This window comes from Paraburkholderia sp. 35.1, assembly GCF_050436525.1.
Classification (GTDB): Bacteria; Pseudomonadota; Gammaproteobacteria; order Burkholderiales; family Burkholderiaceae; genus Paraburkholderia; species Paraburkholderia tuberum.
Window position 1 is genome coordinate 2400663 of sequence record NZ_JBNDMJ010000003.1, and the last position, 26285, is coordinate 2426947.

At 65.2% G+C, this 26285-nt stretch carries 26 protein-coding genes; 11 read left to right on the forward strand and 15 right to left on the reverse strand.

The window, feature by feature from the left end; all coding sequences use genetic code 11:
- The first annotated feature begins 29 nt into the window (after nucleotides 1-29).
- From OKW27_RS31215 to OKW27_RS31230, 4 genes are all read left to right on the forward strand, one after another.
- Complete coding sequence (locus OKW27_RS31215) at nucleotides 30-746, forward strand: amino acid ABC transporter permease (RefSeq protein ID WP_187618949.1); 717 nt, start codon at nucleotides 30-32, stop codon at nucleotides 744-746.
- A 21-nt stretch (nucleotides 747-767) separates the two neighbouring features.
- A complete protein-coding gene (locus tag OKW27_RS31220; protein ID WP_429335746.1) occupies nucleotides 768-1412 on the forward strand; it encodes an amino acid ABC transporter permease in 645 nt (214 codons plus the stop codon).
- Nucleotides 1409-2161 carry an amino acid ABC transporter ATP-binding protein gene (locus tag OKW27_RS31225; RefSeq protein WP_429335747.1) on the forward strand — a complete coding sequence of 251 codons (753 nt, stop codon included), beginning with the start codon at nucleotides 1409-1411 and terminating at the stop codon, nucleotides 2159-2161. Before OKW27_RS31220 ends, OKW27_RS31225 begins: the two co-directional genes overlap by 4 nt.
- A 100-nt stretch (nucleotides 2162-2261) precedes the next feature.
- Nucleotides 2262-3011, forward strand: coding sequence for an IclR family transcriptional regulator (locus tag OKW27_RS31230; RefSeq protein ID WP_184067183.1), 750 nt, complete (start codon nucleotides 2262-2264; stop codon nucleotides 3009-3011).
- A 9-nt stretch (nucleotides 3012-3020) separates the two neighbouring features.
- On the opposite strand, the gene OKW27_RS31235 is transcribed toward OKW27_RS31230, so the two are convergent.
- The 8 genes from OKW27_RS31235 to OKW27_RS31270 form a co-directional block, all read right to left on the reverse strand.
- Entirely contained in the window at nucleotides 3021-3914 is an 894-nt protein-coding gene (locus OKW27_RS31235; protein ID WP_184034589.1) for a M48 family metallopeptidase, read from the reverse strand.
- A 48-nt stretch (nucleotides 3915-3962) separates the two neighbouring features.
- A complete protein-coding gene (locus OKW27_RS31240; protein ID WP_090803045.1) occupies nucleotides 3963-4721 on the reverse strand; it encodes a lysophospholipid acyltransferase family protein in 759 nt (252 codons plus the stop codon).
- 39 nt (nucleotides 4722-4760) lie between these two features.
- Complete coding sequence (gene gmhB / locus OKW27_RS31245) at nucleotides 4761-5315, reverse strand: D-glycero-beta-D-manno-heptose 1,7-bisphosphate 7-phosphatase (protein WP_090803046.1); 555 nt, start codon at nucleotides 5313-5315, stop codon at nucleotides 4761-4763.
- A gap of 10 nt (nucleotides 5316-5325) precedes the next feature.
- On the reverse strand, nucleotides 5326-7425 hold the full coding sequence (glyS, locus tag OKW27_RS31250) for a glycine--tRNA ligase subunit beta (RefSeq protein WP_429335748.1): 2100 nt from the start codon (nucleotides 7423-7425) through the stop codon (nucleotides 5326-5328).
- A 15-nt stretch (nucleotides 7426-7440) separates the two neighbouring features.
- Nucleotides 7441-8448 (reverse strand): glycine--tRNA ligase subunit alpha, encoded by a 1008-nt coding sequence (gene glyQ, locus OKW27_RS31255; protein ID WP_008921090.1) that lies wholly within the window; start codon nucleotides 8446-8448, stop codon nucleotides 7441-7443.
- Nucleotides 8449-8629: 181 nt separating this feature from the next.
- On the reverse strand, nucleotides 8630-10240 hold the full coding sequence (locus OKW27_RS31260; protein WP_187611142.1) for an FMN-binding glutamate synthase family protein: 1611 nt from the start codon (nucleotides 10238-10240) through the stop codon (nucleotides 8630-8632).
- A gap of 264 nt (nucleotides 10241-10504) precedes the next feature.
- Nucleotides 10505-11758 (reverse strand): tRNA 2-thiouridine(34) synthase MnmA, encoded by a 1254-nt coding sequence (gene mnmA, locus OKW27_RS31265; RefSeq protein ID WP_429335749.1) that lies wholly within the window; start codon nucleotides 11756-11758, stop codon nucleotides 10505-10507.
- Nucleotides 11759-11816: 58 nt separating this feature from the next.
- Nucleotides 11817-12296, reverse strand: coding sequence for an NUDIX hydrolase (locus OKW27_RS31270; RefSeq protein WP_090803053.1), 480 nt, complete (start codon nucleotides 12294-12296; stop codon nucleotides 11817-11819).
- A 251-nt stretch (nucleotides 12297-12547) separates the two neighbouring features.
- On the opposite strand from OKW27_RS31270, the gene OKW27_RS31275 reads away from it, so the two are divergent.
- The 3 genes from OKW27_RS31275 to OKW27_RS31285 are packed head-to-tail and all read left to right on the forward strand — an operon-like array spanning nucleotide 12548 to nucleotide 15482.
- Nucleotides 12548-13690 carry a Re/Si-specific NAD(P)(+) transhydrogenase subunit alpha gene (locus OKW27_RS31275; RefSeq protein WP_429335750.1) on the forward strand — a complete coding sequence of 381 codons (1143 nt, stop codon included), beginning with the start codon at nucleotides 12548-12550 and terminating at the stop codon, nucleotides 13688-13690.
- Nucleotides 13691-13703: 13 nt separating this feature from the next.
- Complete coding sequence (locus tag OKW27_RS31280) at nucleotides 13704-14030, forward strand: NAD(P) transhydrogenase subunit alpha (RefSeq protein WP_018419437.1); 327 nt, start codon at nucleotides 13704-13706, stop codon at nucleotides 14028-14030.
- Nucleotides 14031-15482, forward strand: a complete 1452-nt coding sequence (locus OKW27_RS31285) for an NAD(P)(+) transhydrogenase (Re/Si-specific) subunit beta (protein WP_429335751.1) — start codon at nucleotides 14031-14033, stop codon at nucleotides 15480-15482.
- Nucleotides 15483-15536: 54 nt separating this feature from the next.
- Here OKW27_RS31285 and OKW27_RS31290 read toward each other — a convergent pair whose 3' ends face one another.
- The 7 genes from OKW27_RS31290 to OKW27_RS31320 form a co-directional block, all read right to left on the reverse strand.
- Nucleotides 15537-16280, reverse strand: coding sequence for a helix-turn-helix transcriptional regulator (locus OKW27_RS31290; protein ID WP_429335752.1), 744 nt, complete (start codon nucleotides 16278-16280; stop codon nucleotides 15537-15539).
- A 40-nt stretch (nucleotides 16281-16320) separates the two neighbouring features.
- Nucleotides 16321-16704, reverse strand: a complete 384-nt coding sequence (locus tag OKW27_RS31295) for a VOC family protein (protein ID WP_429335753.1) — start codon at nucleotides 16702-16704, stop codon at nucleotides 16321-16323.
- A gap of 227 nt (nucleotides 16705-16931) precedes the next feature.
- Nucleotides 16932-18218: a THUMP domain-containing class I SAM-dependent RNA methyltransferase gene (locus OKW27_RS31300; RefSeq protein WP_429335754.1), complete on the reverse strand. Its 1287-nt coding sequence runs from the start codon at nucleotides 18216-18218 to the stop codon at nucleotides 16932-16934.
- A 180-nt stretch (nucleotides 18219-18398) separates the two neighbouring features.
- Complete coding sequence (locus OKW27_RS31305; protein WP_429335755.1) at nucleotides 18399-19172, reverse strand: PqiC family protein; 774 nt, start codon at nucleotides 19170-19172, stop codon at nucleotides 18399-18401.
- Nucleotides 19169-20830: an intermembrane transport protein PqiB gene (locus OKW27_RS31310; protein ID WP_090803064.1), complete on the reverse strand. Its 1662-nt coding sequence runs from the start codon at nucleotides 20828-20830 to the stop codon at nucleotides 19169-19171. Before OKW27_RS31310 ends, OKW27_RS31305 begins: the two co-directional genes overlap by 4 nt.
- Nucleotides 20823-21473 carry a paraquat-inducible protein A gene (locus OKW27_RS31315; protein ID WP_429335756.1) on the reverse strand — a complete coding sequence of 217 codons (651 nt, stop codon included), beginning with the start codon at nucleotides 21471-21473 and terminating at the stop codon, nucleotides 20823-20825. The genes OKW27_RS31310 and OKW27_RS31315 overlap by 8 nt, the downstream gene beginning before the upstream one ends.
- 7 nt (nucleotides 21474-21480) lie before the next feature.
- Nucleotides 21481-22272 (reverse strand): paraquat-inducible protein A, encoded by a 792-nt coding sequence (locus OKW27_RS31320; protein ID WP_429335757.1) that lies wholly within the window; start codon nucleotides 22270-22272, stop codon nucleotides 21481-21483.
- A gap of 450 nt (nucleotides 22273-22722) precedes the next feature.
- On the opposite strand from OKW27_RS31320, the gene OKW27_RS31325 reads away from it, so the two are divergent.
- From OKW27_RS31325 to OKW27_RS31340, 4 genes are all read left to right on the forward strand, one after another.
- Nucleotides 22723-23283 carry a cytochrome b gene (locus tag OKW27_RS31325; RefSeq protein ID WP_429335758.1) on the forward strand — a complete coding sequence of 187 codons (561 nt, stop codon included), beginning with the start codon at nucleotides 22723-22725 and terminating at the stop codon, nucleotides 23281-23283.
- A gap of 8 nt (nucleotides 23284-23291) precedes the next feature.
- Entirely contained in the window at nucleotides 23292-23855 is a 564-nt protein-coding gene (locus OKW27_RS31330) for a YceI family protein (RefSeq protein ID WP_429335759.1), read from the forward strand.
- Nucleotides 23856-23966: 111 nt separating this feature from the next.
- Nucleotides 23967-24536, forward strand: a complete 570-nt coding sequence (locus OKW27_RS31335; RefSeq protein WP_429336610.1) for a YceI family protein — start codon at nucleotides 23967-23969, stop codon at nucleotides 24534-24536.
- A gap of 262 nt (nucleotides 24537-24798) precedes the next feature.
- A complete protein-coding gene (locus OKW27_RS31340; protein ID WP_429335760.1) occupies nucleotides 24799-26076 on the forward strand; it encodes an MFS transporter in 1278 nt (425 codons plus the stop codon).
- Nucleotides 26077-26285 lie beyond the last annotated feature (209 nt).

Sequence of the window (26285 nt, forward strand, 5' to 3'; positions counted from 1 at the left end):
ATTGAAACCCGAACGATGCGGAGGGTGAGATGAGTTACGAGTGGCTCACTCTGTGGGGCTACGTGCCCGAGTTTTTGAGCGCGAGCTGGCTGACGTTGCAAGTGACCGTGCTGGCATTCGTACTGGCGCTAGTCCTCGGCTTGTTGACCGCGCTTGCCAGCGTTTCTGCGCTCGCGCCATTTCGGTTGATTGCTCGCGGCTACGTTGAAATCATCCGCAACACGCCTGTTCTCCTGCAGATTTTCATCGTTTTCTTCGGTCTGCCGTCGGCGGGTATTTCGCTCGACGCATACTGGGCGGGCGTCATTGCGCTCGGCGTCAACGTCGGTGCTTATCTATCGGAAGTGTTCCGCGCCGGCATACAGTCGGTGCCGCGCGGCCAACTCGAGGCCGCCGGCATTCTCGGTCTCGAACGCGCGCAGATCTTCGTCGAGGTCGTGCTACCGCAGGCGACGCGCGCGGTCTATCCGGCCATCGTCAACTACCTGATCCAGTTGCTGCTCGGTACGTCGCTGCTGTCCGCCATTGCGTTGCCGGAGTTGACCGGCACTGCGACCGTGATCAACTCGCGGACGCTTCTCTACCTTCAGACGTTCAGCGTGACGCTCGTCGCGTATCTCGTGCTCAGTAACGTACTGTCCTGGCTTGCGGGCCAGCTCGGAGCGCGGATCTTTCATCCTCCCCTCGTCATGCCGGCGCGCACCGGTTTCAGGACCGGCTTTATGCGCCGGACGAAACGGGCCTGATTCCCGGATTGGAGTTGGATCATGTCAGTCGAATTGCTGAAAACCAGTTTCTCAATCCTGCTGCAGGGTCTGGTGACGACGCTGTTGCTTTCCATTGCGTCCATCGTGGGCAGCACCCTGATCGGCCTGTTCGCCGCGGTCTTGCGGTCGTTCGGACCGTGGGGCACAGGCCGCCTTGCCAGACTCTATACGGAGCTGTTTCGCGGCACGCCGGTACTCATCACGCTGATGTTCATCTATTTCGGCGTGTCGTACTTCGGTTACGCGATCGACGTCTTCGCAGCCGGCGTCATCGGCTTGAGCATCTATCAGGGCGCCTACATCGCCGAAATCTTCCGCTCGGGGATCGAGGCGGTACCCAAAGGTCAATGGGAGGTATCTCAGATCCTCGGCCTCACGCGGGCTCAGTCGTTCTCGTTCGTCGTGCTGCCTCAGACGGGAAAGATCGTGTTGCCGCCTCTCGTCGGTCAGTATCTGTCGCTCATCAAGGACACGTCGATCGTCAGCATGATCGGAATGTCCGAGTTGATGCACGGTGGCCAGGCCATCGTCGACCGGGTCGGAAAGCCCGTGGAAATCTACGGACTCGTCGCCCTCATTTACTTCGCCGTGTGCTTCCCGCTCTCGCAATGGGTGCGCCACCATGACCGCAGGAGATTGTCGTGAGTAACCAAAGCCAAACCAGACCCATCATTTCACTGACGGGCGTCAGCAAAGCATTCGGTTCGACTCGGGTGTTGAACGAAATCAATCTCGGGGTTCGCTCGGGCGAAGTGCTGGTGCTCATTGGCGCGTCCGGCTCGGGTAAGAGCACGGTCTTGCGAATCATGGCGGGATTGGAGACCACCGATTCCGGCGAGGTGTGGGTCAACGATGTGCCCATGCATGATCCGCGCCGAGCGCGAGAGATTCGTGGCCATGTCGGCATGGTCTTCCAGCAGTTCAATCTGTTTCCTCACAAGACCGCGCTCGGCAATGTCACGCTCGCGCTTATCAAGGCACGCCGCATGAGTCCGGACGACGCGCGCAAGCGCGCCATGGACACACTCGACCGTGTCGGGCTCGCGGACCGCGCGGCACACTATCCAAGCCAGTTGTCGGGCGGTCAGCAGCAACGCGTGGCAATTGCGCGAGCGCTCGCGGTCGAGCCCGGCATCATGTTCTTCGACGAGGCGACGTCCGCGCTGGATCCGGAGCTGGTCGGCGAGGTCACCGAGGTGATGCGTGGGCTCGCGCGCGACGGCATGACGATGGTCGTCGTCACGCATGAAATGGGCTTTGCCCGCAAGACCGCCGACCGCGTCGTCTTCATGGACAAGGGCGTCATCGCCGAGCAGGGCGATCCGGAACAGATCTTCGTCAATCCCGCGAACGAACGCACGCGGCAATTTCTGCACAGAGTCCTCGACCATTGACCTGTCGCGGCCTGAAAGTCGCTTTCGCGGGTCTGCCGCGCGATAAACTCACGTCGCTTGAAAGACAACCGGTCGGATGAACGCTTTACGGAGTGAACGCATGGCTGTAACAGAATCGTCTCGGGCGAGAGGCGTGGATCGCGTCATCGCGATGTTCCGGCAATTGCACGTCGCCCAACGCCCGCTGACCATGCGCGAATTAATCGAGGCGACCGGCGCGCCGCGTTCGAGCATTTACGAGCTGGTCGCGATTCTCGCGGAAGTGGGCTGGCTCGAGACGGCCGCGGATGGGAGCGTGTTCTTCGGGCGCGAGATGCACTACTACGGGTCCGACTATGCAACGCACAACGATCTGATTAGCCGCGCGCATCAATCCATTCTGGCATTGGTACGGAAGTACGACGAGACCACGCAGCTGTGCATGCTGGAAGGCAACAAGTACACGGTCGTGTTATCCGAGAACAGTGCCCGGCCATTCAACATCAGTTCGGACATCGGCGTGAGAGTGCCGATTCCGTGGACCGCCACGGGACGTCTGCTGCTAGGTCACCTGAATGCCGACGAGATTCGCGCGCTCATTCCGGCCGAAGATTTCATCCTCGACAACGGGGTGAATATCGAATTCGACGAATTCCTGAACGACGTGCAGGCCGCAAAAGAACGAGGCTACTGCTGCACCGAAGGACTCTCGAATGCGTTCAGGCTTTGTATGGCAGCGCCGATTCGCGACCGTGCGGGACTGCCGATTGCGGCGCTGTGTTTCATGACCGGTCGCGACACGAGCCCGGACAGGCGCGGCGTGATGCTCGACGATCTGTTGCAGTCCGCGAAAGCGCTCTCGCATAGATAGCGCCCGGCCTCAAAGCGTCGGCAACAGCTCCGGCGGATGCGACTTCAGTGTCTGCCGCGCCTCGCGAAATTCCGGAAAAATCGATTCGACCGTCTGCCAGAAGCGCGGACTGTGATTCATCTCGCGCAGATGCGACAGCTCGTGCGCGACGACGTAGTCGATGATCGACAGCGGAAAGTGGATGAGCCGCCAGTTCAGGCGGATTTTGCCGTCGCTCGAACAACTGCCCCAGCGCGTCGCCGCCGAAGACAAGGCATACGCGCGATAGTTGACGCCCAGCTTCTGCGCGTAGATCGCCAGACGCTCGCCGAACAGCCGCTTCGCTTCTCCTTGCAGCCAGCCCTGCACGCGATCCTTGATCTGCTGCGGGTCGGCTTGCAACGGCAGCGGCAATTGCAGCGCGCCGTGCTCGGCGCTGAACGCGAGCATGCCTTGCGGCGCGCCGAGCGTCACGCGCACCGGCTGACCGAGGTAGGGCACTTCGGCGCCGTCTTGCCAGTCGATCTTCGGCAATGCACGCTGCTCGACGCGCGTTTGCCATTCGATCAGCTTCGTAAAAATCCAACGCTGTTTTTCGGTGATCGCGGTTTCGATATCGGCGAGCGTGACCCAGCGCGGCGCGGTGATCGTGAGGCCGGTGCTGTCGATCGCAAAGCCGATCGAGCGGCGCGCGGAACGCTTGAGCGCGTAATGCAGCGTGCGTGAACCGATGGCGAGACTGCGCAGCTTGCTGCCGTCCGGCGCGAGCGGCGCGACGGGCGGCCGGGCCGGCGCTGAGCCAGATGAACCCGGCGCGGAAGGTGAAGGAGACGACGACGTCGACCCCGGCTCGGCGAAGAGCGGGAGATCGAGCTGCCGGTTTTCGAGCGCCGCGGCGGGCTGCGGCGTAGGAGACTTCTGCATCGGCTTCGCTTCGCGCAATACGCCTTCGGAGTTCGAGGGCGTGGCGCGTCAGATGGGCGCGGCGGCGGAATCGTTAGCCGCCGCGCTGTAGGCAGTCGGATCGATGCGGCGCATCTCGGCTTCGATCCACTGCTCGACGCGCGTGTTCACTTCGTCGGGCGTGAGCCCCGTCGTGTCGATCGGCTTGCCAATCGACACCGTGACTATACCCGGATATTTAAGAAACGAGTTGCGCGGCCATACGCGGCCCGCGTTGTGCGCGATCGGCACGACGGGGGCACCGCTCGCGATCGCGAAGCGCGCGCCGCCGGTCTTGTACTTGCCCTGCTTGCCGGTCGGCGTGCGCGTGCCTTCCGGAAACATGATGACCCATGCGCCTTCGGCCATGCGGGCCTTGCCCTGGTTCGTGACCGATACGAACGCGTATTTGCCTTCCTTGCGGTTGATGTGAACCATCTTCAGCATGCCGAGCGCCCAGCCGAAGAACGGCACATACAAGAGCTCGCGCTTGAACACGTAGCACAGCGGGCGCGGCATGATCGCCGGAAACGCGAGCGTTTCCCACGCCGACTGGTGCTTCGACAGCAGCACGGCCGGGCCGTTGGGCAGATTCTCGAAACCTTCGATGCGGTAGCGGATGCCGTTCAGGTAGCGCACCGTCCACAGCGTCAGACGACACCAGCCGGCCGCCATCCAGTAGCGGTTTTCCGCGCGCAGGAACGGAAACGCGATGAAGCACGCGGTCGCGTACGGCACCGTGAACACAACGAAATAAATCAGCAGCAGCAGGGAACGGATAAAGCGCATCGGCGTGGTCGGTGGGGGGTGGGAGCGCGGTGCGCGCGTTTATTCCTGAGCGTCGGCGAGAAAGTCGAGCGCGAACGCGCGCAGGTCGTCGTGCACGATCGTGCCTTCGGGCAAGCCGCCCGCGGCGAGGGTCTTGCGGCCCTTGCCGGTCAGCACCAGATGCACCGGGTGACCGAGCGCAGCGCCCGCCTGCAGATCGCGCAGAGAATCGCCGACCGTCGGCGTATGCGCCGGATCGACCTCGAAACGCTCGGTGATCATCTTCAGCATGCCGGGCTTCGGCTTGCGGCATTCGCAGTGATCTTCCGCCGTGTGCGGGCAGAAGAACACCGCTTCGATGCGCGCGCCGACCGCTGCCGCCATCCGGTGCATCTTCAGATGCATCGCGTTCAACGCATCCATGTCGAACAGACCGCGGCCGATGCCCGACTGGTTCGTCGCGACTGCGACGCGATAGCCGGCGTGGTTCAGGCGTGCGATCGCTTCCAGCGAGCCGGGCAGCGCGACCCATTCGTCCGGCGACTTGATGAACGCGTCGGAGTCGACGTTGATCACACCGTCGCGGTCGAGGATCACCACTTTCTTGATCGGCATGGCGCGGTGCTCAGGCGGCGAGTCGGGAAATATCGGCGACGCAGTTCATCTGCTGATGCAGCGCGCCGAGCAGAGCCAGACGGTTCGCGCGCAACGCGGGGTCTTCGGCGTTGACCATCACGTCGTTGAAGAACGTGTCCACCGGTTCGCGCAGCGCGGCCAGCGCCGTCAGCGCGCCGGTGTAGTCGCGCACGGCCAGTTGCGATTGCACGCGCGGCGTGACCTGTTCGAGCTGCGCGTTGAGCGCCTTCTCCGCTGCCTCGGTGAGCAAGCTGGGCTGCACGCTGCCGTTCGTCACGCCTGCCGACTTCTTCAGGATGTTCGAGATACGCTTGTTGGCCGCCGCGAGCGACGCCGCTTCGGCGAGTGACGCGAACTCGCGCACCGCGTCGAGGCGCGCGACGAGGTCGTCGAGCCGCGTCGGGTTCAGCGCGAGCACCGCGTCGATTTCGCCGGCCGCGTAGCCGCGTTCGCGCAGCAGGCCGCGCAGGCGGTCCATGCTGAATTCGTAGATCGCGTCGGTCGAATCGGCGACGTTCGGAACGCCGGCGAATTGCGCATAAGCGATGCGCAGCAGCTCGACGAAGTCGACGTTCAACTGTTTCTCGATCAGAATGCGCAGCACGCCGAGCGCATGGCGGCGCAGCGCGAACGGGTCTTTCTCGCCGGTGGGCTGCAGGCCGATGCCCCAGATGCCGACCAGCGTTTCGAGCTTGTCGGCGAGCGCGACGACGGTGCCGGTCGCGGTGGTGGGCAAGGCGTCGCCCGAGAAGCGCGGCTGGTAGTGTTCCGAGCATGCGAGCGCGACTTCTTCCGGCTCGCCGTCGTGGCGCGCGTAGTACGTGCCCATCGTGCCTTGCAGCTCGGGGAATTCGCCGACCATGTCGGTGATCAGGTCGGCTTTCGCGAGGCGCGCGGCGCGCGTCGCGAGCGCGACGTTGGCGCCGGTCAGTGCGGCGATCGCGCCGGCCAGCCCTTCGAGCCGCTCCACGCGTTGCAGCGCCGAGCCGAGCTTGTTGTGATAAACGACGTTCGCGAGCAGTGGCACGCGATCCGCGAGCGGCTTCTTCTTGTCTTGCGTGAAGAAGAACTTCGCATCGGCGAGACGCGGACGCACCACGCGCTCATTGCCTTCGACGATCTCGACCGGCGTCGCCGTCTCGATGTTCGACACGATCAGGAAGCGCGAGCGCAGCTTGCCGTTCGCATCGGTCAGCGCGAAGTACTTCTGGTTCGTCTGCATCGTCAGGATCAGGCATTCCTGCGGCACTTGCAGGAATTCGTCCTCGAAGCGGCACTCATAGACGACCGGCCATTCGACCAGCGACGTCACTTCGTCGAGCAGCGCTTCGGGCATCACGACCTTGTCGTCACCGGCTTGCGCGAGCAGTTGCGAGCGGATCGCTTCCTTGCGCTTCGCGAAGCTCGCGATCACGCGGCCTCTGTGTTCGAGCGTTTCGGCATACGACTGCGCGTGCTGGATCTGCACGAAGCCTTCGGACAGGAAGCGGTGGCCGAGCGTGGTGTCGTCGGCGTCGATGCCGAGCACGCTGACCGGCACGACCTCTTCGCCGTGCAGCGTGGTCAGTCGATGCACCGGGCGCACGAACTGCACGCTCGAACCGTCCGGGCGCTGATACGTCATCGGCTTTGCGATCGGCAGCTTCGCGAGCGTTTCGTCGAGCGCGCCTTGCAGGCCGTCGGCGAGCGTCGCGCCCGGCGCCGCGTAGCGCAGGAAGAACGCTTCGGCTTTACCGTCCTGGGCGCGTTCGAGATCGTTCACCGTGAAGTCGGGGAAGCCGAGCGCGGCGAGTTTCTTCGCGAGCGGCGCGGTGGGCTGGCCGTCTTTATCGAGCGCGACGGAAACCGGCAGCACTTTTTCGCGCACGTGTTTTTCCGGCGCGAGCGCGCGCACGTTGTGAATCGTCACCGCGAGACGACGCGGCGTGGCAAAGCGTTCGAACGACGGCTCGCCGTCGATCAGGTCGCGCGCCGCGAGGCGCTGCGCAATACCTTCGGCGAAGGCGTCGCCGAGACGGGCGAGCGCCTTCGGCGGCAGTTCTTCGGTCAGCAGCTCGACGAGCAGGGTAGCGTGTTGAGATTGAGTCATTGGTTGAAGTTCTCGTCAGTCCTGGTCGATCTTGCGTTCGACTTTCAGCGGCGGCGCCCACGCGGGCATCGCGGCTTCCTGCTCGTCGGTGGTGAGGCCGGGCACGCCGTGCACCGGATTGCCGAGCATCGGGAAGCCGAGCTTTTCGCGCGAGTCGTAGTAGGCCTGCGCGACCAGACGCGACAGCGCGCGAATCCGGCCGATGTACGCCGCGCGTTCCGTGACCGAAATCGCGCCGCGCGCGTCGAGCAGGTTGAACGTGTGGCCGGCCTTCAGCACGAGCTCATAGGCGGGCAGCGCGATCTGCGCATCGATCATGCGCTTCGCTTCCGCTTCGTAGCTGTTGAAGAAAGTGAACAGCAGATCGACGTTCGCGTGCTCGAAGTTGTAGGTGGACTGCTCGACCTCGTTCTGGTGATACACGTCGCCGTAGGTCAGGCGGCGCAGTTCGGGGCCGTTCGGGCCTTGTTCTTCCCACTCGGTCCAGACGAGGTCGTAGACGTTCTCGACCTTCTGCAGATACATCGCGAGGCGCTCGAGACCGTAGGTGATTTCGCCGAGCACCGGCTTGCAGTCTAGACCGCCGACCTGCTGGAAGTACGTGAACTGCGTCACTTCCATGCCGTTCAGCCACACTTCCCAGCCCAGCCCCCATGCGCCGAGCGTCGGGTTTTCCCAGTCGTCCTCGACGAAACGCACGTCGTTCTGCTTCAGGTCGAAGCCGAGCGCTTCGAGCGAGCCGAGGTACAGGTCGAGAATGTTTTCCGGCGCGGGCTTGAGCACCACCTGATACTGGTAGTAGTGCTGCAGACGGTTCGGGTTCTCGCCGTAGCGGCCATCTTTCGGGCGGCGCGACGGCTGCACGTAGGCGGCGCGCCACGGCTCGGGGCCGATCGCGCGCAGGAACGTATGGACGTGGGACGTGCCCGCGCCGACTTCCATGTCGATCGGCTGGAGCAACGCGCAGCCCTGCTTGTCCCAGTAGGACTGCAAGGTCAGGATGATTTGCTGAAACGTGAGCATGAAGTGCCTTTCGGGCATGGGGCCATGCCGCGCGCGCCTAAGCGCGCGAGGGGGTCGTGGAGCGAAGTGCTAAACCGGAGATTTTAACGGAAAGGAAGGGGGGCGGCCCGTTTTGCGGGGTCGGACGGGCCGCGATGCGGTTTTTGGGCGACAGGCGACGCGGCAAGGGCCGCGCGCACGTTCAGCTCGCCGCCAGCTCCGCCTTCGGCGAGAACGAATCGCTTTGCGCGATCGGCCAGTACGTCTCGAACAGGGTATAGCGATAGTTGCCGTTGAGCAGGTCGTTCGGTTCGAGATATTTGAGCAGATCCGACATCAGCCGCACCTCATGCGAGGACACGCGCCGCACGATGTGATGCGCGCGCAACTCAGCCGGATGCCGGAGCCCGGCGGCCTGGATGATTTCCTGCAACGCGTGCAGCGTGTTGTGGTGGAAGTTGAACACGCGATCGGCCTTGTCCGGCACCACCAGCGCACGCTGGCGCACCGGGTCCTGGGTCGCGACGCCGGTCGGGCAGCGGCCGGTATGGCAGGTCTGCGCCTGGATGCAGCCGACCGCGAACATGAAGCCGCGCGCCGCGTTGACCCAGTCCGCGCCGATCGCGAGCGTCTTCGCGATATCGAACGCGGTGATCATCTTGCCGCTCGCGCCGATGCGGATGCGTTGCCGCAGACCGATGCCGACCAGCGTGTTGTGCACGAGCAGCAGCCCCTCCTGCAACGGCACGCCGACGTGATCGGTGAATTCGAGCGGTGCCGCGCCGGTGCCGCCTTCCGCGCCGTCCACGACGATGAAGTCCGGCAGAATCCCCGTTTCCAGCATCGCCTTCGCGATACCGAAGAATTCCCACGGATGCCCGATGCACAGCTTGAAGCCGGTCGGCTTGCCGCCCGACAGCGTGCGCAGCCGCTCGACGAATTCGAGCAGCTCGCGCGGCGTCGAGAACTCAGAGTGCGTCGCCGGCGAGATGCAGTCGCGGCCCATCGGCACGCCGCGCGTCTCGGCGATTTCGGGCGTGATCTTCGCGCCCGGCAGCACGCCGCCGTGACCGGGCTTCGCGCCTTGCGACAGCTTCACCTCGATCATCTTCACCTGCGGTTCGGCGGCCTGCTTCGCGAACTTCTCCGCGTTGAAGGTGCCGTCGTCGTTACGGCATCCAAAATAGCCGGACGCGATTTCCCAGATGATGTCGCCGCCATGTTCGCGATGATATTTCGACATCGAACCTTCGCCGGTGTCGTGCGCGAAGTTGCCTTTCTTCGCGCCGAGGTTCAGCGCCATGATCGCATTGGCCGATAGCGAGCCGAAGCTCATCGCCGACACGTTGAAGATCGACATCGAATACGGCTGCCCGCGATCGGGGCCGACGACGATGCGAAAGTCGTGACCGTCGAGCGTGGTCGGCGCGAGCGAGTGGCTGATCCATTCGTGCGCGACCGCCTTCACGTCGATCCGCGTGCCGTATGGGCGGCTGTCGACATCGTTCTTCGAGCGCTGATAGACGATGCTGCGTTGCGCGCGCGAGAACGGCTTCTCGTCGGTATCGTCTTCGACGAAATACTGACGGATTTCCGGGCGGATGGATTCGAAAATGAAACGCAGGTGGCCCCACAGCGGGTAATTGCGCAGGATTGCATGGCGCTGTTGGCTCAGGTCGAACACGCCGAGCGCGACGAGCGCGGCCGGCACGAGGATCCAGAACCATGACAGGTGATGCGTCGCGGCGAGCGCGGCACATACCGCGGTGAGGGCGATTGCGCACCACATGGCCAGATAGCGTTGAGAAAACATGGGGACTCCAGTGCAGTGAAGATCATTGCGGCGGCATCGTCCGCACGGGAGCGCGGGCGGTATCGGTCGCGAAGGAAAGCTGGCGGTTGCGGGTCACGGTGCGACGCGGACCGGCGAAGCCCGAAGATAAGGCCTGCGAATGGAAGCCAAGCGTCGCACGCGAAGGTGAAGTGTGTGTGAATGCGCGCCAGGCGGGGCAAACATGGTGAACGGCGCGAACCTGCCGGGATGGTACGACCCACCGCGCCCGCCGTTATGCATCGCTCAACGCGCGCCGAGCAGAGCCGCTTTTTGCCGCGGGGTTTGCGGCTCGTCCTGCGCCTGGCCTTGCGGCTGCTTTGGCTTGTGCGCCTGCTTGCGACGCTGCGCGCGGGTTTGCTTCGGCGCCTGATCCTGCGGCAGCTCGGCCGGTTGCCCGGTCATCGCGCGTTCGATGATGCCGCCGCCGAGGCACACGTCGCCGTCATACAGCACCGCCGATTGGCCCGGCGTGACGGCCCATTGCGCGGCGTCGAAGGTCAGTTCGAAGAGGCCTTCGCCCGAACCGCCTCCCGCCGAGGCGTTGAACGTGCACGCCGCGTCGGCCTGCCGGTAGCGCGTCTTCGCGCCGCACGCGAAGCCGTCGGCCGGCGGCTCGCCCGCGACCCAGCTCGTGTTGCCCGCCGACAGCGTATGGCACAGCAGCCACGGATGGTCGTGTCCCTGCGCGACGTACAGCGTATTCGTCGGAATCTCCTTGCCGGCGGCGAACCAGGGCTCGCCGCTGCCGTCCTTGCTGCCGCCGAGACCGATGCCCTTGCGCTGGCCGAACGTGTAGAACGCGAGGCCGATGTGCTCGCCGACGATCTTGCCGTCGGTGGTCTTCATCGGGCCCGGCCTGGTCGGCAGATAGCGGTTCAGGAAGTCGCGGAAAGGCCGCTCGCCGATGAAGCAGATGCCGGTCGAATCCTTCTTCTTCGCGTTCGGCAGGCCGATCTGCGCGGCGATCTCGCGGACCTTCGTCTTGGGAATTTCGCCGAGCGGGAACAGTGTTTTCGACAGCTGCGCCTGGTTGAGCCGATGCAGGAAGTACGACTGGTCCTTCGTTTGGTCGAGCGCCTTCAGCAACTCGAAGCGGCCATCGTTCTCGCGCACGCGCGCGTAGTGGCCGGTCGCGATCGTTTCCGCGCCGAGCGACATCGCGTGATCGAGGAAGGCCTTGAACTTGATCTCGGCGTTGCACAGCACGTCCGGGTTCGGCGTGCGGCCGGCCGAATACTCGCGCAGGAATTCGGCGAACACGCGGTCCTTGTACTCGGCCGCGAAGTTGACCGCCTCGACGTCGATGCCGATCAGGTCCGCCACCGACACCACGTCGATCCAGTCCTGGCGCGTCGAGCAGTATTCGCTGTCGTCGTCGTCTTCCCAGTTCTTCATGAACAGGCCGACCACGTCGTAGCCCTGTTCCTTTAGCAGCCACGCGGTGACCGACGAATCGACGCCGCCCGACATGCCTACTACGACTTTACGCTTGCTCATAAGGTACTCACTGGGTGCTGCATGACTGCATGGATCTATGGGGCCGCTCGTGACGGCCCTATTGCTTCGGCCCAACCGAATGCGTATGGACGAAGTCGAGCGGGAAACGCCGGCCGGCCAGGTAATCGTCGATGCACCGCATCACGAGCGGCGTGCGATGCCGCTCGGGGCACGCGCGCAACTCATCGGCGCTCATCCACAGCGTGCGGACGATGTCGGGATCGAGCGAACTCGCCGGGTCCGGTTCGCCGCCCGCGCCGCAATAGGTGAAGCGCAGGTACGTGGTGCCCGCGCGGTCCGGCCGCTCGAAGTGGGTCATGTACATGCCGACGAGCGCCTCGGGCGCGAACGGATGCGCGGTTTCCTCGAACGTTTCGCGGATCACCGCTTCCAGCAGCGTTTCGCCCGCCTCGAGGTGGCCGGCGGGCTGGTTCAGGCGCAGGCCGGCGGCAGTGTGTTCCTCGACAAGCAGGAAGCGCCCGTCACGCTCGACGATCGCCGCGACGGTCACGTGCGGCCGCCAGGTTTCCGGTTTCATGGGTGCGCATTTTACCGGTTATGCGCGCCGGCTGCCTGGTGACCGCTGGCAGCCGGTTCGCAGCGTGTTCGAGGTGGCATCGCGACCGATTCGTAACAGTTTGGCGGTCTGTCGCGCATTCGCATCGACCCCGATATTTGTGATGTGGCGGTTTCCGGTTAAAGTGGGGCCTGCGTTAGCCGTTGCATGTGCAAGCCGGCGAGCCTCGTCGGCAGGTCTGTCGTCAAACAGGAAGTCGAGGAGGAACAACGATGCACATCGGAGTGCCAGCCGAGACGCGCGCGCATGAAACCCGCGTTGCCGCGACGCCCGAGACGGTCAAGAAGTACGTGGCGCAAGGCCACCGGGTCACGCTCCAGAGCGGCGCCGGCGCCGGCGCGAGCTTTCCCGATGACGCCTATACGGCCGTGGGCGCGGAAATCGTCGATGCCGCCACTGCATTCGGCGCAGATCTCGTCCTCAAAGTCCAATCCCCCACCGATGCCGAACTGCCGCTGCTCAAGCGCGGCGCGACGCTGGTCGGCATGCTCGATCCGTTCAACGCCGACAACGCGGGCAAGCTCGCCGCGGCCGGCGTCACCGCGTTCGCGCTCGAAGCCGCGCCTCGCACCACGCGCGCGCAAAGCCTCGACGTGCTGTCGTCGCAGGCGAACATCGCCGGCTACAAGGCGGTGCTGCTCGCGGCGACGCTCTATCCGCGCTTCATGCCGATGCTGATGACCGCGGCCGGCACCGTGAAGGCCGCGCGCGTGCTGATTCTCGGCGCGGGCGTGGCTGGCCTGCAGGCGATCGCCACCGCGAAGCGCCTCGGCGCCGTGCTGGAAGCGTCCGACGTGCGCCCGGCCGTCAAGGAGCAGATCGAGTCGCTCGGCGCGAAGTTTCTCGACGTGCCCTACGAGACCGACGAGGAGCGCGAGGCCGCGCAAGGTGTGGGCGGCTATGCACGGCCGATGCCGCCGTCGTGGCTCGCGCGCCAGTCGGCGCTGGTGCACGAGCGCGCAAAGCAGGCCGACATCGTCATTTCGACCGCGCTGATTCCAGGCCGCCCCGCGCCGACGCTGCTGTCGGTCGAAACCGTGCAGGCGATGAAACCGGGCTCGGTGCTCGTCGACCTGGCGGCCGGCCGCGGCCCCGAAGTCGACGGCCGGCGCGGCGGCAATTGTCCGCTGACCGAGGCGGACCAGGTGGTGGTGCGCTATGGCGTGCAGATCGTCGGCTACACGAATCTCGCCGCGATGGTGCCCGCCGACGCGTCGTCGCTGTACGCGCGCAACGTGCTCGACTTCCTGAAGCTGATTATCGCCAAGGAAGGCACGCTGAACATCGATCTCGCGGACGACATCGTCGCGGCCACGCTGCTGGCTCGCGACGGCCAGGTCACGCGCAACGCATAGGGGGAAGCCGAAGATGGAAGTCATCAATCACACGGTGATCAACCTGATCATCTTCGTGCTGGCGATCTACGTCGGCTATCACGTGGTCTGGAACGTCACGCCCGCGCTGCATACGCCGCTGATGGCGGTGACCAATGCGATCTCGGCGATCGTGATCGTCGGCGCGATGCTCGCGGCGGGTCTCACCGTCGGCAGCGCCGGGAAGTTCTTCGGCACGATCGCGGTGGCGCTCGCGGCCGTCAACGTGTTCGGCGGATTCCTCGTCACACGGCGAATGCTCGAGATGTTCAAGAAGAAAGAACCCAGAAAACTACCGGCTGGCGGCAAGGAGGGTACGTAAATGAGCCTGAACGTCGTCACGCTGCTGTATCTGGTCGCGTCGGTCTGCTTCATCCAGGCGCTCAAGGGGCTGTCCAATCCGAAGACCGCGCGCGTCGGCAATACCTTCGGCATGGTCGGCATGGCGATCGCGATTCTGACGACCATCGCGCTGATCTCGCGGCAGGCCGAAGTACTTGGCTCCAATCTCGGTCTCGGGCTCGGCCTGCTGCTGTTCGGGCTCGTGATCGGCGGCGCGATCGGCGCGTTCGTCGCCGCGCGCGTCGAGATGACCAAGATGCCTGAACTGGTCGCGGCGATGCACTCGCTGATCGGTCTCGCGGCCGTGTGCATCGCGTATGGGGTGGTGTCGGAGCCCGCCGCGTTCGGCCTCGTCGATCCCGACGTGCCGATCGAGGGCTTCCTGCCTTACGGCAACCGCATCGAACTGTTCATCGGCACGTTCGTCGGCGCGATTACTTTTAGCGGCTCGGTGATCGCGTTCGGCAAGCTGTCGGGCAAGTACAAGTTCCGGTTGTTTCAGGGGGCGCCGGTCGTCTACGGCGGCCAGCATCTGATCAACCTGATGCTCGCGCTCGCGATGCTCGGCTTCGGCGTCCTCTTCTTCCTCACGCAGTCGTGGCTGCCGTTCATCATCATGACGATCATCGCGTTCGTGCTCGGCGTGCTGATCATCATTCCGATCGGCGGCGCGGACATGCCGGTCGTCGTGTCGATGCTGAACTCGTACTCGGGCTGGGCGGCGGCGGGCATCGGCTTTTCGCTGAACAATCCGATGCTGATCATCGCCGGGTCGCTGGTGGGGTCGTCGGGTGCGATCCTGTCGTACATCATGTGCCGCGCGATGAACCGCTCGTTCTTCAACGTGATCCTCGGTGGCTTCGGCAACGAGCCGGGCGCGGCCGCGGGCGGCGCGGCGGAGCAGCGTCCGGTGAAATCGGGTTCGGCCGATGACGCGTCGTTCATGATGGGCAACGCGGAAACGGTCGTGATCGTGCCGGGCTACGGGCTGGCCGTCGCGCGCGCGCAGCATGCGTTGAAGGAGCTGACCGACAAGCTGGTCGAGAAGGGCATCGAGGTGAAGTACGCCATTCACCCGGTGGCCGGCCGCATGCCGGGTCACATGAACGTGCTGCTCGCCGAGGCCGAAGTGCCGTACGACATGGTGTACGAGATGGAGGACATCAACGGCGAGTTCGGCCAGGTCGACGTGGTGCTCGTGCTCGGCGCGAACGACGTGGTGAATCCGGCCGCGAAGAACGATCCGAAGTCGCCGATCGCGGGCATGCCGATCATCGAGGCGTACAAGGCGCGCACCGTGATCGTCAACAAGCGCTCGATGGCCGCGGGCTACGCCGGGCTCGACAACGACCTGTTCTACATGGACAAGACGATGATGGTGTTCGGCGACGCGAAGAAGGTGATCGAGGATATGGTGAAGTCGGTCGAGTAGCTCGTTAGCGGTAAACAGACCCTGAGATCGCGGTGCGTCGCGCCGCGATCCTTTTCATATTTTCGGCCTCGCGTTTACGTGCCGCAGCAGATCCGCGAGCCGCCTGCCTTCCTGATCCGGATACGTCTCGAGCACTTCGAGATCGCGAATTTTCTCCAGTCCGAAATTGCGGAAATCAGCACGCAGCTCGCACCATGCGCCGAGCGTCCAGCGCGCGCCCCAGTACGCGAGCGCGAGTGGCCAGACGCGGCGCTCGGTGTCGGCGCCGTTGGCGTCGGTGTACGCGAAGCGCACCACCTGGCGCGCATCGATCGCGCGATGCAGCGAGTCGAGCTGCGTCGAAAAATCCCCCTTGATGTGAAACGACGGCGCGAAGATCGCGAGCCGTTCGAGCGTCGCGCGCTTGTCGGCGGGCATCGCCGATGCGATTTTGGCCAGCGCGCCCCGCGCGCCGCTCGCGAAGCCCGCGCCACCCCATGATTCGAGCATGCGCGCGCCGGCGGCGAGCGCGGCGAGTTCGTCGGCGGTGAAGGTCAGCGGCGGCAGACTTGCCGAGCGCGACAGTCGATAACCGATGCCCGCTTCGCCTTCGATCGGCAGCCCTGACAATTGCAGATCGCGCACGTCGCGATAGACCGTGCGCGGCGAGATGTTCAGCCAGTCGGCTAGTTGCTGCGCGGTGGTCAGGCGCCGGCCGCGCAGCAGCTCGGCGATCTGGAACAGGCGGTCGGCGCGGCGCGTCATCGTGGGCGTCGGGTAGAGGAGGAAGGGGACGGTCCCGCGATGATAGCGCCGCATGGCGGCCTTCGGTCGGGGCGCGGCGACTTCAGGTGCGCGCTTAGCCGTTGGTGCGCGAATGCAGGCCGAGGCGGTTGCCTTCGGTATCGGTGAAGAACGCGATATAGCCGATGTCCTGCGGCAGCTTGATCACCGGGCCGTCGGTCTTGCCGCCCGCCCGTTCGATGCGCGCAAGCGCCGCGTCGACGGTGGGCAGCGCGTTCAGGTAGACGATGACGCCGTCGACGCGGGGTGTCATCGACGGATTGTGGACGATCGCGCCGCCAGTCGCGGGCTCCTCGTAGCTGAACACGGCGATCGGCTGGCCGCCGATCTCCTGTCGATTCAACGGGGCGTCGAGCGCGGCTTCGTAAAAGCGCACCGCGCGATCGAAATCGACGGACGGGATTTCGAACCAGGCAACGAGTTTGGGCAATGCGGACATGACACTCTCCTTCGGTTGGCAGTAGGCCGTTCAAGCGCCGGATGGCGTGAGAAGGAGTGTGCGGGGGTGCTGCTGACAGCGTGGTGGCAGTAGGGTGGGGAAAGGCGGCAGCCTCACTCCACCGGCAACTGAAACATCCCCCCCACATCGCTCATGCGCGTGGCCTGCTTTTCGAGCGACGCGATGACGACAGGGCGACGACAGCGCGCCGCCCGACCGACGCAGCCTCAGCCCGCCTGCGTATCGCCCTGCGGACGCTGCCGCACGCTGCCCGCGATCAGATCGAAGCGGAACAGCCGGCATTCGAGCGCACCGTTGAACAGCGGCGTCTTCGTCGATTCGCGCAGCCGCAGTTGCCCCGGAAGCTTGCGATCCGACGTCAGGATGAACGCATGCCATCCGGCAAAGCGCTGCTTCAGCGCATTGCCGAGCAACTGGAAAAACTCGCTGTCCGGCGCTTCTTCCTGAATGCGGCGGAAGCCGTCGTCGTCGCGATTGCCGCGGCCTTCGCGAAGCTCGCCGCGCGCATTGCGGCCGCGCACTTCGATCCGCTCGCCATACGGCGGATTCGCGACGAGGATGCCCGGCGCCGAGCCAGGCGGCGTCATGTCGCGCGCATCGAGCTGCTTGAGCGAAATGGGCGGCAAGCCGGCGCGCTCGAAGTTCGCGCGCGCTTTTTCGAGCATGTCGCCGGAGATGTCGCTGCCGAAAATCTCCAGATCCGCGCCGCGCGAGCCGCGCGCCGCATTTTTTGCCTCGAGCGCGGCGCCCTTCAGCGCTTGCCAGCTCCGCGCGTCGAACTGTTTGAGCTTCTCGAAGCCGAAGCGCCGCTCGACGCCCGGCGCGATGTTCAACGCGACCTGCGCCGCTTCCGCGAGGAACGTGCCGCTGCCGCACATCGGATCGTAGAGCGGCGTGCCGGCCTGCCAGCCAGTCAGACGCAAAATGCCAGCCGCGAGGTTTTCGCGCAGCGGCGCCGCGCCCTTGTCGAGACGCCAGCCGCGCTTGAATAGCGGATCGCCGGAAGTGTCGAGGTACAGCGTGCAGTCGGTCGCGCTCAGGAACGCGAACACGCGCACGTCGGGCATCGCGGTGTCGACGCTCGGCCGCGCGCCGCTTTTTTCGCGCAGACGATCGCAGATCGCGTCCTTCACGCGCAGCGTCGTGAACTCGAGACTGCGCAGCGGCGACTTGATCGCGGTGACGTCGACGCGCAGCGTCTCGTGCGCGGAGAACCACTGCTCCCAGCGCTGCTCGAGCGCGAGCGCGTAGATGTCCTGCTCGCCGCGGTAGGGCCGCTCCGCGATTTTCAGCAGCACGCGGCTCGCGAGACGCGAGTGCAGATTGGCGGCCATGCCGGCGGCCCAGCCGCCGCGAAAATGCACGCCGCCCGGTACCTGGGCGCCGGCCGTGAAGGCGGCGCCGTTCAGATGTTTGGCGGCAATTTCGGCGAGTTCGGCCGCGAGCGGAGCTTCGAGCCCGCGCGGGCAAGGAAGGAAGAAATCGAAGGACATTGAGGTTGCCGCAAGGCGTTGGATAAGGCGCTATTGTACGCGGTCGAGATCGGCGGGCCGGCGCGATTGGCGCGCCGGCCCGTCGTCTGTCGTCGCGTCATCTCGCCTCGCGTCCCGCTTTGGCCGGCGACGCCCGCCGGCATGCGGACACCGTTGAGCTCGCCGCGCCAGCCGGGCCTGTCAGGCGCCGGCTCCCGCGGCCGTTCCCGCCGAAGGACAGGGCGGCACGGCCGGCGCCGCGGCGGGTCTGGCCGAAGACGAAGGCCGGCCCGTCGTGTTCGTGGAAGCGACGGCAGTTGCCGCCATCGCGCGCACGCCCATCGCGATCTGTGTCGACACTTCCGCGAGCGCGCGCCGATGTCCATCGACGAGCGCGTCGTACCCGCCGCCAACCGTCTCGCGGACCACGCTGCGACACGTCATCACCGCATTGCTGCGCACGGCCCGCACGCTCCACACCGCATCGATCAACACATGCGAGCCGGGCCACGACTCGAAGCGCTGCACGTTCATGGCGATCCGGTACACGGCCGCGTCGTCGGGGTGCGCGGTGCCGAACGTATCGATGGTGCCGAGCTGCTGCGTCAGATTCGTCGACAGCGCGCGGCGGATTTCATCGCCGGGCAGCGACGCCCAACGCTCCTGTTCGAGCAACTGCACCTGAGTCGGCCCGGTCTGCACGACCAGCTGATTTCTCGCCACCTGCGGCGGCACGTTGACCGGCGCGACTTCGATCAGCCAGGCAGGCGCGGCGCTCGTGCGCGCGACGGCCGGCGCGGCGCCGTTCGCGGCGGTGCTTGCGCTATCCGCGCCACCCAGCGTATAGAAACGGCTCGACGGCGACGAGCACGCCGCGATGGCGAGAGCCGCGGCCAGTGCGGTGCCGTACGCGACGCCGCGTACGGCACCGCGCACGAGCGCGCGCGGCGGACGGGGGAGCCGGGCAAACATCATGGTTTATCTCCTGATTTACCGCGCAACAGTGATTCGGGATGACGCTCGAGGTAGTCCGACAGCGCGTTCAGCGACTGCAACGTGCGCGTCAGTTCCTGCAACGCCTGATGAACATCGGACTGCATCGGCGAATCCTGCTGCAAGGTTGCCTGGGCCGAACTGAAGGTCTGCTTCGCGGCCGTCAGCGTGTCGCGCGCCTGCGGCACGACTTCCTTGTCGAGACGCGAGAACAGCTGGTCGGCGTTCTTCAGCGCGGTGTTCAGATTCGCGCCGATCTGGTCGAACGGCACCTTGTCGAGCTTCTTCGCGATGTCGGCGACCTGCAGCTGCAATTCGTCGAGCGTGTTCGGAATGGTCGGCAGCTCGAGCGGATCGGTCGTCACGTCGACCTTGGCCGGCGGCGCTTTCGGGAAGATATCGAGCGCCACGTACAGCTGGCTCGTGATCAGGTTGCCGGTGCGCAACTGGCCGCGCAGGCCGTGCCTGACGAGTTCCTGCATCAGGTTCTCGCCGGCGAGCGTGCCCGGCTGCGGCGAGCTCTCGCGGAAGCGCTTGCCGAGGCGGTCCGGGTACACGTTCATCGTGACCGGCATCGTGAAGCTCTGCGTCTTCGGATCGTAGTCGATGCCGATATTGGTCACCTGGCCGAGCACGATGCCGCGGAAATCGACCGGTGCGCCGATCGACAGCCCGCGCAGCGACTGGTTGAAGTTCATCACGACGCGCAAGGGCACGCCGTCTGGTTCGCGCATCGCGTCCGCTTCGTCCGAGCCGAGGCGGAAGGTCTGATTGTTCGGCGCCTGCGGGCCCATGTTCTGGCCGGGCGGCGACTGGAACGACAGACCGCCGACGATCACCGTCGCGAGCGACTGCGTGTTCAGCTTGAAGCCGCTCGAATCGAGCCGCAGATCGACGCCGCTCGCATGCCACCAGCGCGTGTTGGTGCCGACGTACTGGTCGAACGGCGCCGACACGAACACCCGCATCGTCACGCCGGTGCCGTCCCTGTCGAGCGAGAAGCCGACCACCTGACCCACCTGCACGCGCCGGTAGAAGATCGGCGAGCCGATGTCGATCGAGCCGAGCGAATCGCCGTGCAGCGTGTACTGGTGACCTTTCTGGTCGCCGGTGATGGGCGGCGGCGTTTCGAGGCCGACGAAGTTGCTCTCGCTTTCGGTCGAGCGGCCCGCGTCGGCGCCGATGTACGAGCCCGACAGCAGCGTGGTCAGACCCGACACGCCGCTCGCGCCGATGCGCGGACGCACCACCCAGAAGCGCGAGTCCTTGACCGCGAACTTTCCGCCTTCCTTGGTGAGCTGCACCTGCACGAGCACGTGCGACAGATCCGGCGACAGCGTGATCGTCTTCACCGCGCCCACGTCGACGTCCTTGTACTTGACCTTGGTCTTGCCCGGCTCGAGGCCTTCCGCGCTGATGAAGCTGATCGTGATCACGGGTCCGCGCTCGGTCACCGACCTGATCACGAGCGCGATGCCGATCAGCGCGGCGATCAGCGGAATCACCCAGACGAGCGACGGCAGCCAGCGGCTGCGTGGCTCGATCTCGGGGTCGGGCAGTTGGGGCGGCAGTCTGGGTCCGTTCGAATCGTTGCGCGGCGCGTCATCGGAAGCGGGCGTCGGTCCTTGCGGGCTAGTCATGGTCGAGATCCTGAGGTGTTGGGGTACGGCTTTCCACGGGGTCCCAGATGAGGCGTGGATCGAATTGCATGGAGGCCAGCATCGTCAGGATCACGACCGAGCCGAACGCGATCGCGCCCGGCCCGGCCGTGATCTCGGCCAACGATTTGAAACGCACGAGCGCCACGGTGAGCGTGACGACGAACACGTCGAGCATCGACCAGCGGCCGATCCGCTCGACCATCCGGTACAGCGTCGTGCGCTGTTGCGGACGCCAGCGCGAGCGGCGCTGCGCGGTAGCGGTGAGCAGCACGAGCACCGAGAGCTTCAGCATCGGCACCAGGATGCTGGCGATGAATACGATCATCGCGAGCGGCCAGTCGCCGGAAGTCCAGAAATAGACGACGCCGCTCATGATGGTGTCGTCCTCGGAGCCGAGCAGCGACGACGTGTGCATCACCGGCAGCAGGTTCGCCGGGATATACAGCAGCGCCGCGGCAATCAGCAGTGCCCATGTGCGCATCAGGCTGTCGGGGTTGCGCGAGTGCAGATGCGCGCCGCAGCGGCCGCAGTGCTGCGGCGTGACCGAGCGGATGCGCGGTTCGACGCGCCCGCACGAATGGCAGGACAGCAGGCCCGCGCGTTTCGCGGTGACGTATTTCATCGCGGGCTCATCCTTCGCGCGGCGTGGGCGGCAAGCCGGGCGGGGTGCCGTCCGCCGTGCTGTTGGTTGTGCCACCAGCGCTGCCGCTGGTCGAGCCCGCGACGCGCGCGGACGGCGCCGGCGGACCGGCGAGCGAGCCGACCGCGACCGCCGCGCTGTCGGCCGACGTGCGCGGCAACGGCCGATCGCCGCTCGCGTCGATCTCGTCGGCGACATCCCACAGCACGCGCGGATCGAATGTGACGACGACCGCGAACATCAGCGTCAGCGCGCCGAACGCGAACAGCGCCGCCTCGGGAATCACGCGCGCGAGGCTCACCATCTTCACGATCGTGATCAGCACGCCGAGCATGAACACTTCGATCATGCCCCACGGCCGCACGAACTGGATCGCGCGCAGCACGCGATTGAAGTGCGCGGGCACGTAGCCGGCGCGTAGCGGCACCAGCACGTACAGCAGCGCGACGAGTTCGGTGAACGGAAAGAGGATCGTCGAGCAGAACACCATCACGGCGACGATCTGCATGTTCTCGCCCCACAGCGCGACGAGCGCGCCGAACAGCGTAGTCTGTGATGTGATGCCGTTGGTTTCGAGTTCGACGATCGGAAAGCCCTGCGCGATCACGAACGTGATCAGCGCAGCGAGCGTCAGTGCGCAGATCGCGTCGAGCTTGCGCGAGACGCCGCGATAGAGCGTCGCGCCGCAGCGCGGACAACGCGCGGCGACGCGCCCGACAAGCCGTGGCTTGCGGAACAGCGTATCGCATTCATGGCACGCGATCAGGTTGTCATGTTCCATGCGGCAGATGGGCTAACGACGTAGTAGCGGCGTGCAAGGCCTGCTCGTTACGAGGGGTCGGGCGGCGGTGAGCAGCAATAGTACCAAACGCGGCCTCGCGACCGACGCGAGCCGCGCGCGGCGCGGGGCGTGGCGCCGTCCCCGACGCGCGCTGGTCCGGGCCTGAGATGGCGTCGCTTCGGGGCTTTCGGTCCCCGAATCGTTCAACGCAAGGGCGGTGACGCGGCGCCCTGGGGCCATTGCAGCGCAAAATTCGGGCCCGTTCCGCCGATGCGCTCCAGCCAGCTTTTCGCGCTTGGGGTAGCATGGCGCCCGTGGCATGCCCGGCCGCCTTTTGTGGCGATGATGTCCGCCGCATCGGCCGCGCACGCCGCGCCGATGCGCGGCGGCGATCGCGGAATAGCTGGCCGCGGCGCGCCGTTAACTTCCATTAGCCTGCGTTGATCTGTCATGACACTCAATCCATCGTTCGGTACCCGGGAGTCGTACACGCGGACCGCCATCGCGTTTCACTGGCTGATCGCACTGCTGATCATCTGCGGCTTTGCGCTCGGCTGGGTGATGACCGACATCCCGGGCTTCACGCCCACCAAGCTGCGCTATTTCTCGTGGCACAAATGGATCGGCGTGACCGTGTTCGCGCTCGCGATCGTGCGCATCCTGTGGCGCGCGACCCACGCCTCGCCGCCGATGCCGCGCCGCATGCCCACCTGGCAGCGTGGCGCCGCGCATCTCACACATCTGTTGCTGTACGTGCTGATGATCGTGATTCCCGTGTCCGGCTATCTGTATAGCTCGGCGGCGAACGTGCCGGTCGTCTACCTCGGGCTGATTCCGCTGCCGCGAATCATCGCGCCCGATCCGCACCTGAAGGAAGTGCTGAAGAACCTGCACATCGCGTTGAATTACACGTTGCTCGTGCTGGTCGCGCTACACACCGCGGCGGCGCTCAAGCATCAATGGCTCGATCGCGACGGCCTGCTGTCGCGCATGCTCCCTTTCCTCAAATAAGGACAACCATGAAGGGTTCGTTTTATCGCTACATGCTGGCCGCGTTCGCAGCGGCGTCGCTGAGCGCCGCAGGCGCGGCGCTCGCGCAGGTCGACGTCGCGAAGAGTTCGGTGACGGCTACCTCGAAGCAGATGAACGTGCCGGTCGAAGGCAAGTTCAACAAGTTCACCGCGCAGGTCAGCTTCGATCCGGCCAAACCGACGGCCGGCAGCGCGCAGCTCAACATCGACGTCGCCAGCTACGATCTCGGCGACGAGAGCTACAACGAGCAGGTGCGCGGCAAGGAATGGTTCGACGCGAAGACCTTTCCGAGCGCGACGTTCGTGTCGAGCGCGATCGCGCCGGACGGCGGCAACCAGTTCAAGGTGACCGGTAAGCTGACCATCAAGGGCAAGTCGGAGACGGTCGTGGTGCCGGTCACGGTCGGCCAGCAGGGCGCGATGCAGACCTTCGACGGCGCGCTGCCGATCAAGCGCTCGCAGTTCGACATCGGCACCGGCGAATGGAAGGACACATCGGTCGTCGCCGACGAGGTCGTGATCAAGTTTCATATCGTCGCCGCGCGCAAGTAACGCGCACGGCGCTCGCGAGGTCCGCCGCGCCACGTGGGGCGCGGCCGCTTTCCCACCGCAGGTTGCACCGCGATTTTCAACGCAAAACAGGAGCACGAATTGAAAACGTCCATATTGATCGCTATTGGCGCGCTGGCTTCGTCGCTGTCGCTCGGCGCCTTCGCCGCCGATACCTATCTGCTTGATCCGATGCATACGTTTCCGAGCTTCGAGGCCGACCACTTTGGCGGTCTGTCGATCTGGCGCGGCAAATTCACGAAGACCACGGGAACGGTGACGCTCGATCGCGCGGCCAAAACCGGCACCGTCGACGTCACCGTCGATCCCGCTTCGGTGCAGACCGGCAACCCGAAGCTCGACGATCACCTGAGGGCCGCCGAGTTCTTCGACGTCGAGAAGTATCCGACCGTGACCTACAAGGGCACCGAGATCAAGTTCGACGGCGACAAGCCCGTCGAGGTGATCGGCACGCTGACGATTCGCGGCATCACGAAGCCGGTGAATCTGAAGATCGATTCGTTCAAGTGCATGCAGCACCCGGTCCTCAAGCGCGAAGTCTGCGGCGTCGAGGCGAGCACCGAATTCAATCGCGCCGATTACGGCATGGACTTCGGCGCGAAGTACGGCTTCAGCATGCAGACGCGCCTGCATATCCAGTCGGAAGGTATTAAGCAGCAGTAGCCGCGCCGCTGTTGCGATTCGATCCGCGCTGCGCCGCAATACGAAAACCGCTTTGGTCGTTCACCGACGAAGCGGTTTTTTGTCGCCCGTTGCGAACGCCTCGGCCATGGTGGCGCGCCTCGGCCATTTGTCGCTCGCATCGCCTTTATTTTTTCAGTTAAATAGAGCGCAAGCAGTCATGCCGGTGCTGCGCGTTGCCGGGATGGCCTGGGCGGACGTTATGCGTTCGTGTCGATAAATATTTCGCGTACAGGAGATCTGGATGAATGCAACGACAGCAGCAAGCGTCGCGGGAGGCCGGCAGAATTCGTGGCGCGCGGTGGTGGCCGCCTCGATCGGCAACGCGCTCGAATGGTTCGACCTCGTGGTGTACGGCTTTTTCGCCGTGACCATCTCCAAGCTGTTTTTTCCGGCCGGCAACGAGACCGTATCGCTGCTGCTCACGCTCGGCACGTTCGGCGTGTCATTCTTCATGCGGCCGCTCGGCGCGATCGTGATCGGCGCGTACTCGGACCGCGCCGGGCGCAAGGGGGCGCTCACGCTTTCCATCCTGCTGATGATGAGCGGCACGCTGATCATCGCGATTTTGCCGACCTACCAGAGCATCGGTCTCGCCGCGCCGCTGATCCTCGTGCTCGCGCGGCTGATGCAAGGCTTCTCGGCCGGCGGCGAATTCGGCAGCGCGACTGCGTTTCTCGCCGAGCACGTGCCGGGCCGGCGCGGCTTCTACGCGAGCTGGCAGATGGCGAGCCAGGGTCTGACGACGCTGCTCGCGGCCGGTTTCGGCGCGTTGCTGACCGGCCAGCTGTCGCCGGAACAGATGGCATCGTGGGGCTGGCGCGTGCCGTTCTTCTTCGGTCTGCTGATCGGGCCCGTCGCGTTCTACATCCGCACCAGGCTCGACGAGACGCCCGAATTCCTCGCCGCCGAAACGACGCAGACGCCGCTGCGCGATACGTTCGCGACGCAGAAGTTGCGGCTCGTGATCGCGATGGGCGTGGTGATCCTCGGGACCGTGTCCGCGTATCTGATGCTGTTCATGCCGACCTATGGCGTGCGGCAACTGGGGCTCGCGCCGTCGGTCGCGTTCTCGGCGATCGCGGTGACGGGTCTGATCCAGATGGTGTTCTCGCCGGTGGCCGGGCATTGGTCGGACCTGCATGGACGCACACGCATCATGCTGGGCGCGGCCGTGCTGCTGTTCGTGCTCGTCTATCCGGCGTTCGCGTTCCTGATCGCGCATCCGAGCTTCGGCACGCTGATCGTGTGGCAGATCGTGTTCGGTTTTCTCGTCAGCGGCTACTTCGGCGCGACGCCGGGACTGCTGTCGGAGATATTCCCGGTGCAGACGCGCACGACCGGCATGTCGCTCGCGTATAACATCGCGGTGACGATCTTCGGCGGCTTCGGGCCGTTCATCATCGCGTGGCTGATCAGCGCGACCGGTTCGAAGGCAGCGCCGAGCTACTACGTGATGTTTGCCGCGCTGCTGAGCATCGCGGCGCTGATCGGCGCACGGCGCAAGCTGGGGTTCCGCTAGGAACGAGGCGGTAACGACTGCGTACGCAAACGCAAAAGGCCGGTTCGACAGAACCGGCCTTTTTTATTGGTGCGCCAGGCATGGCGCGTAGCGCCGTGACTGGCGCTGTCCGACCCGCTGTGGTGGCGAGCCGGATGACTTGGGGGTGAAAGTCCTCTGCACACCCGGCAAGGGGAAGTGCTAGCTGAACGGCAAGGGTGTCCGTCGTA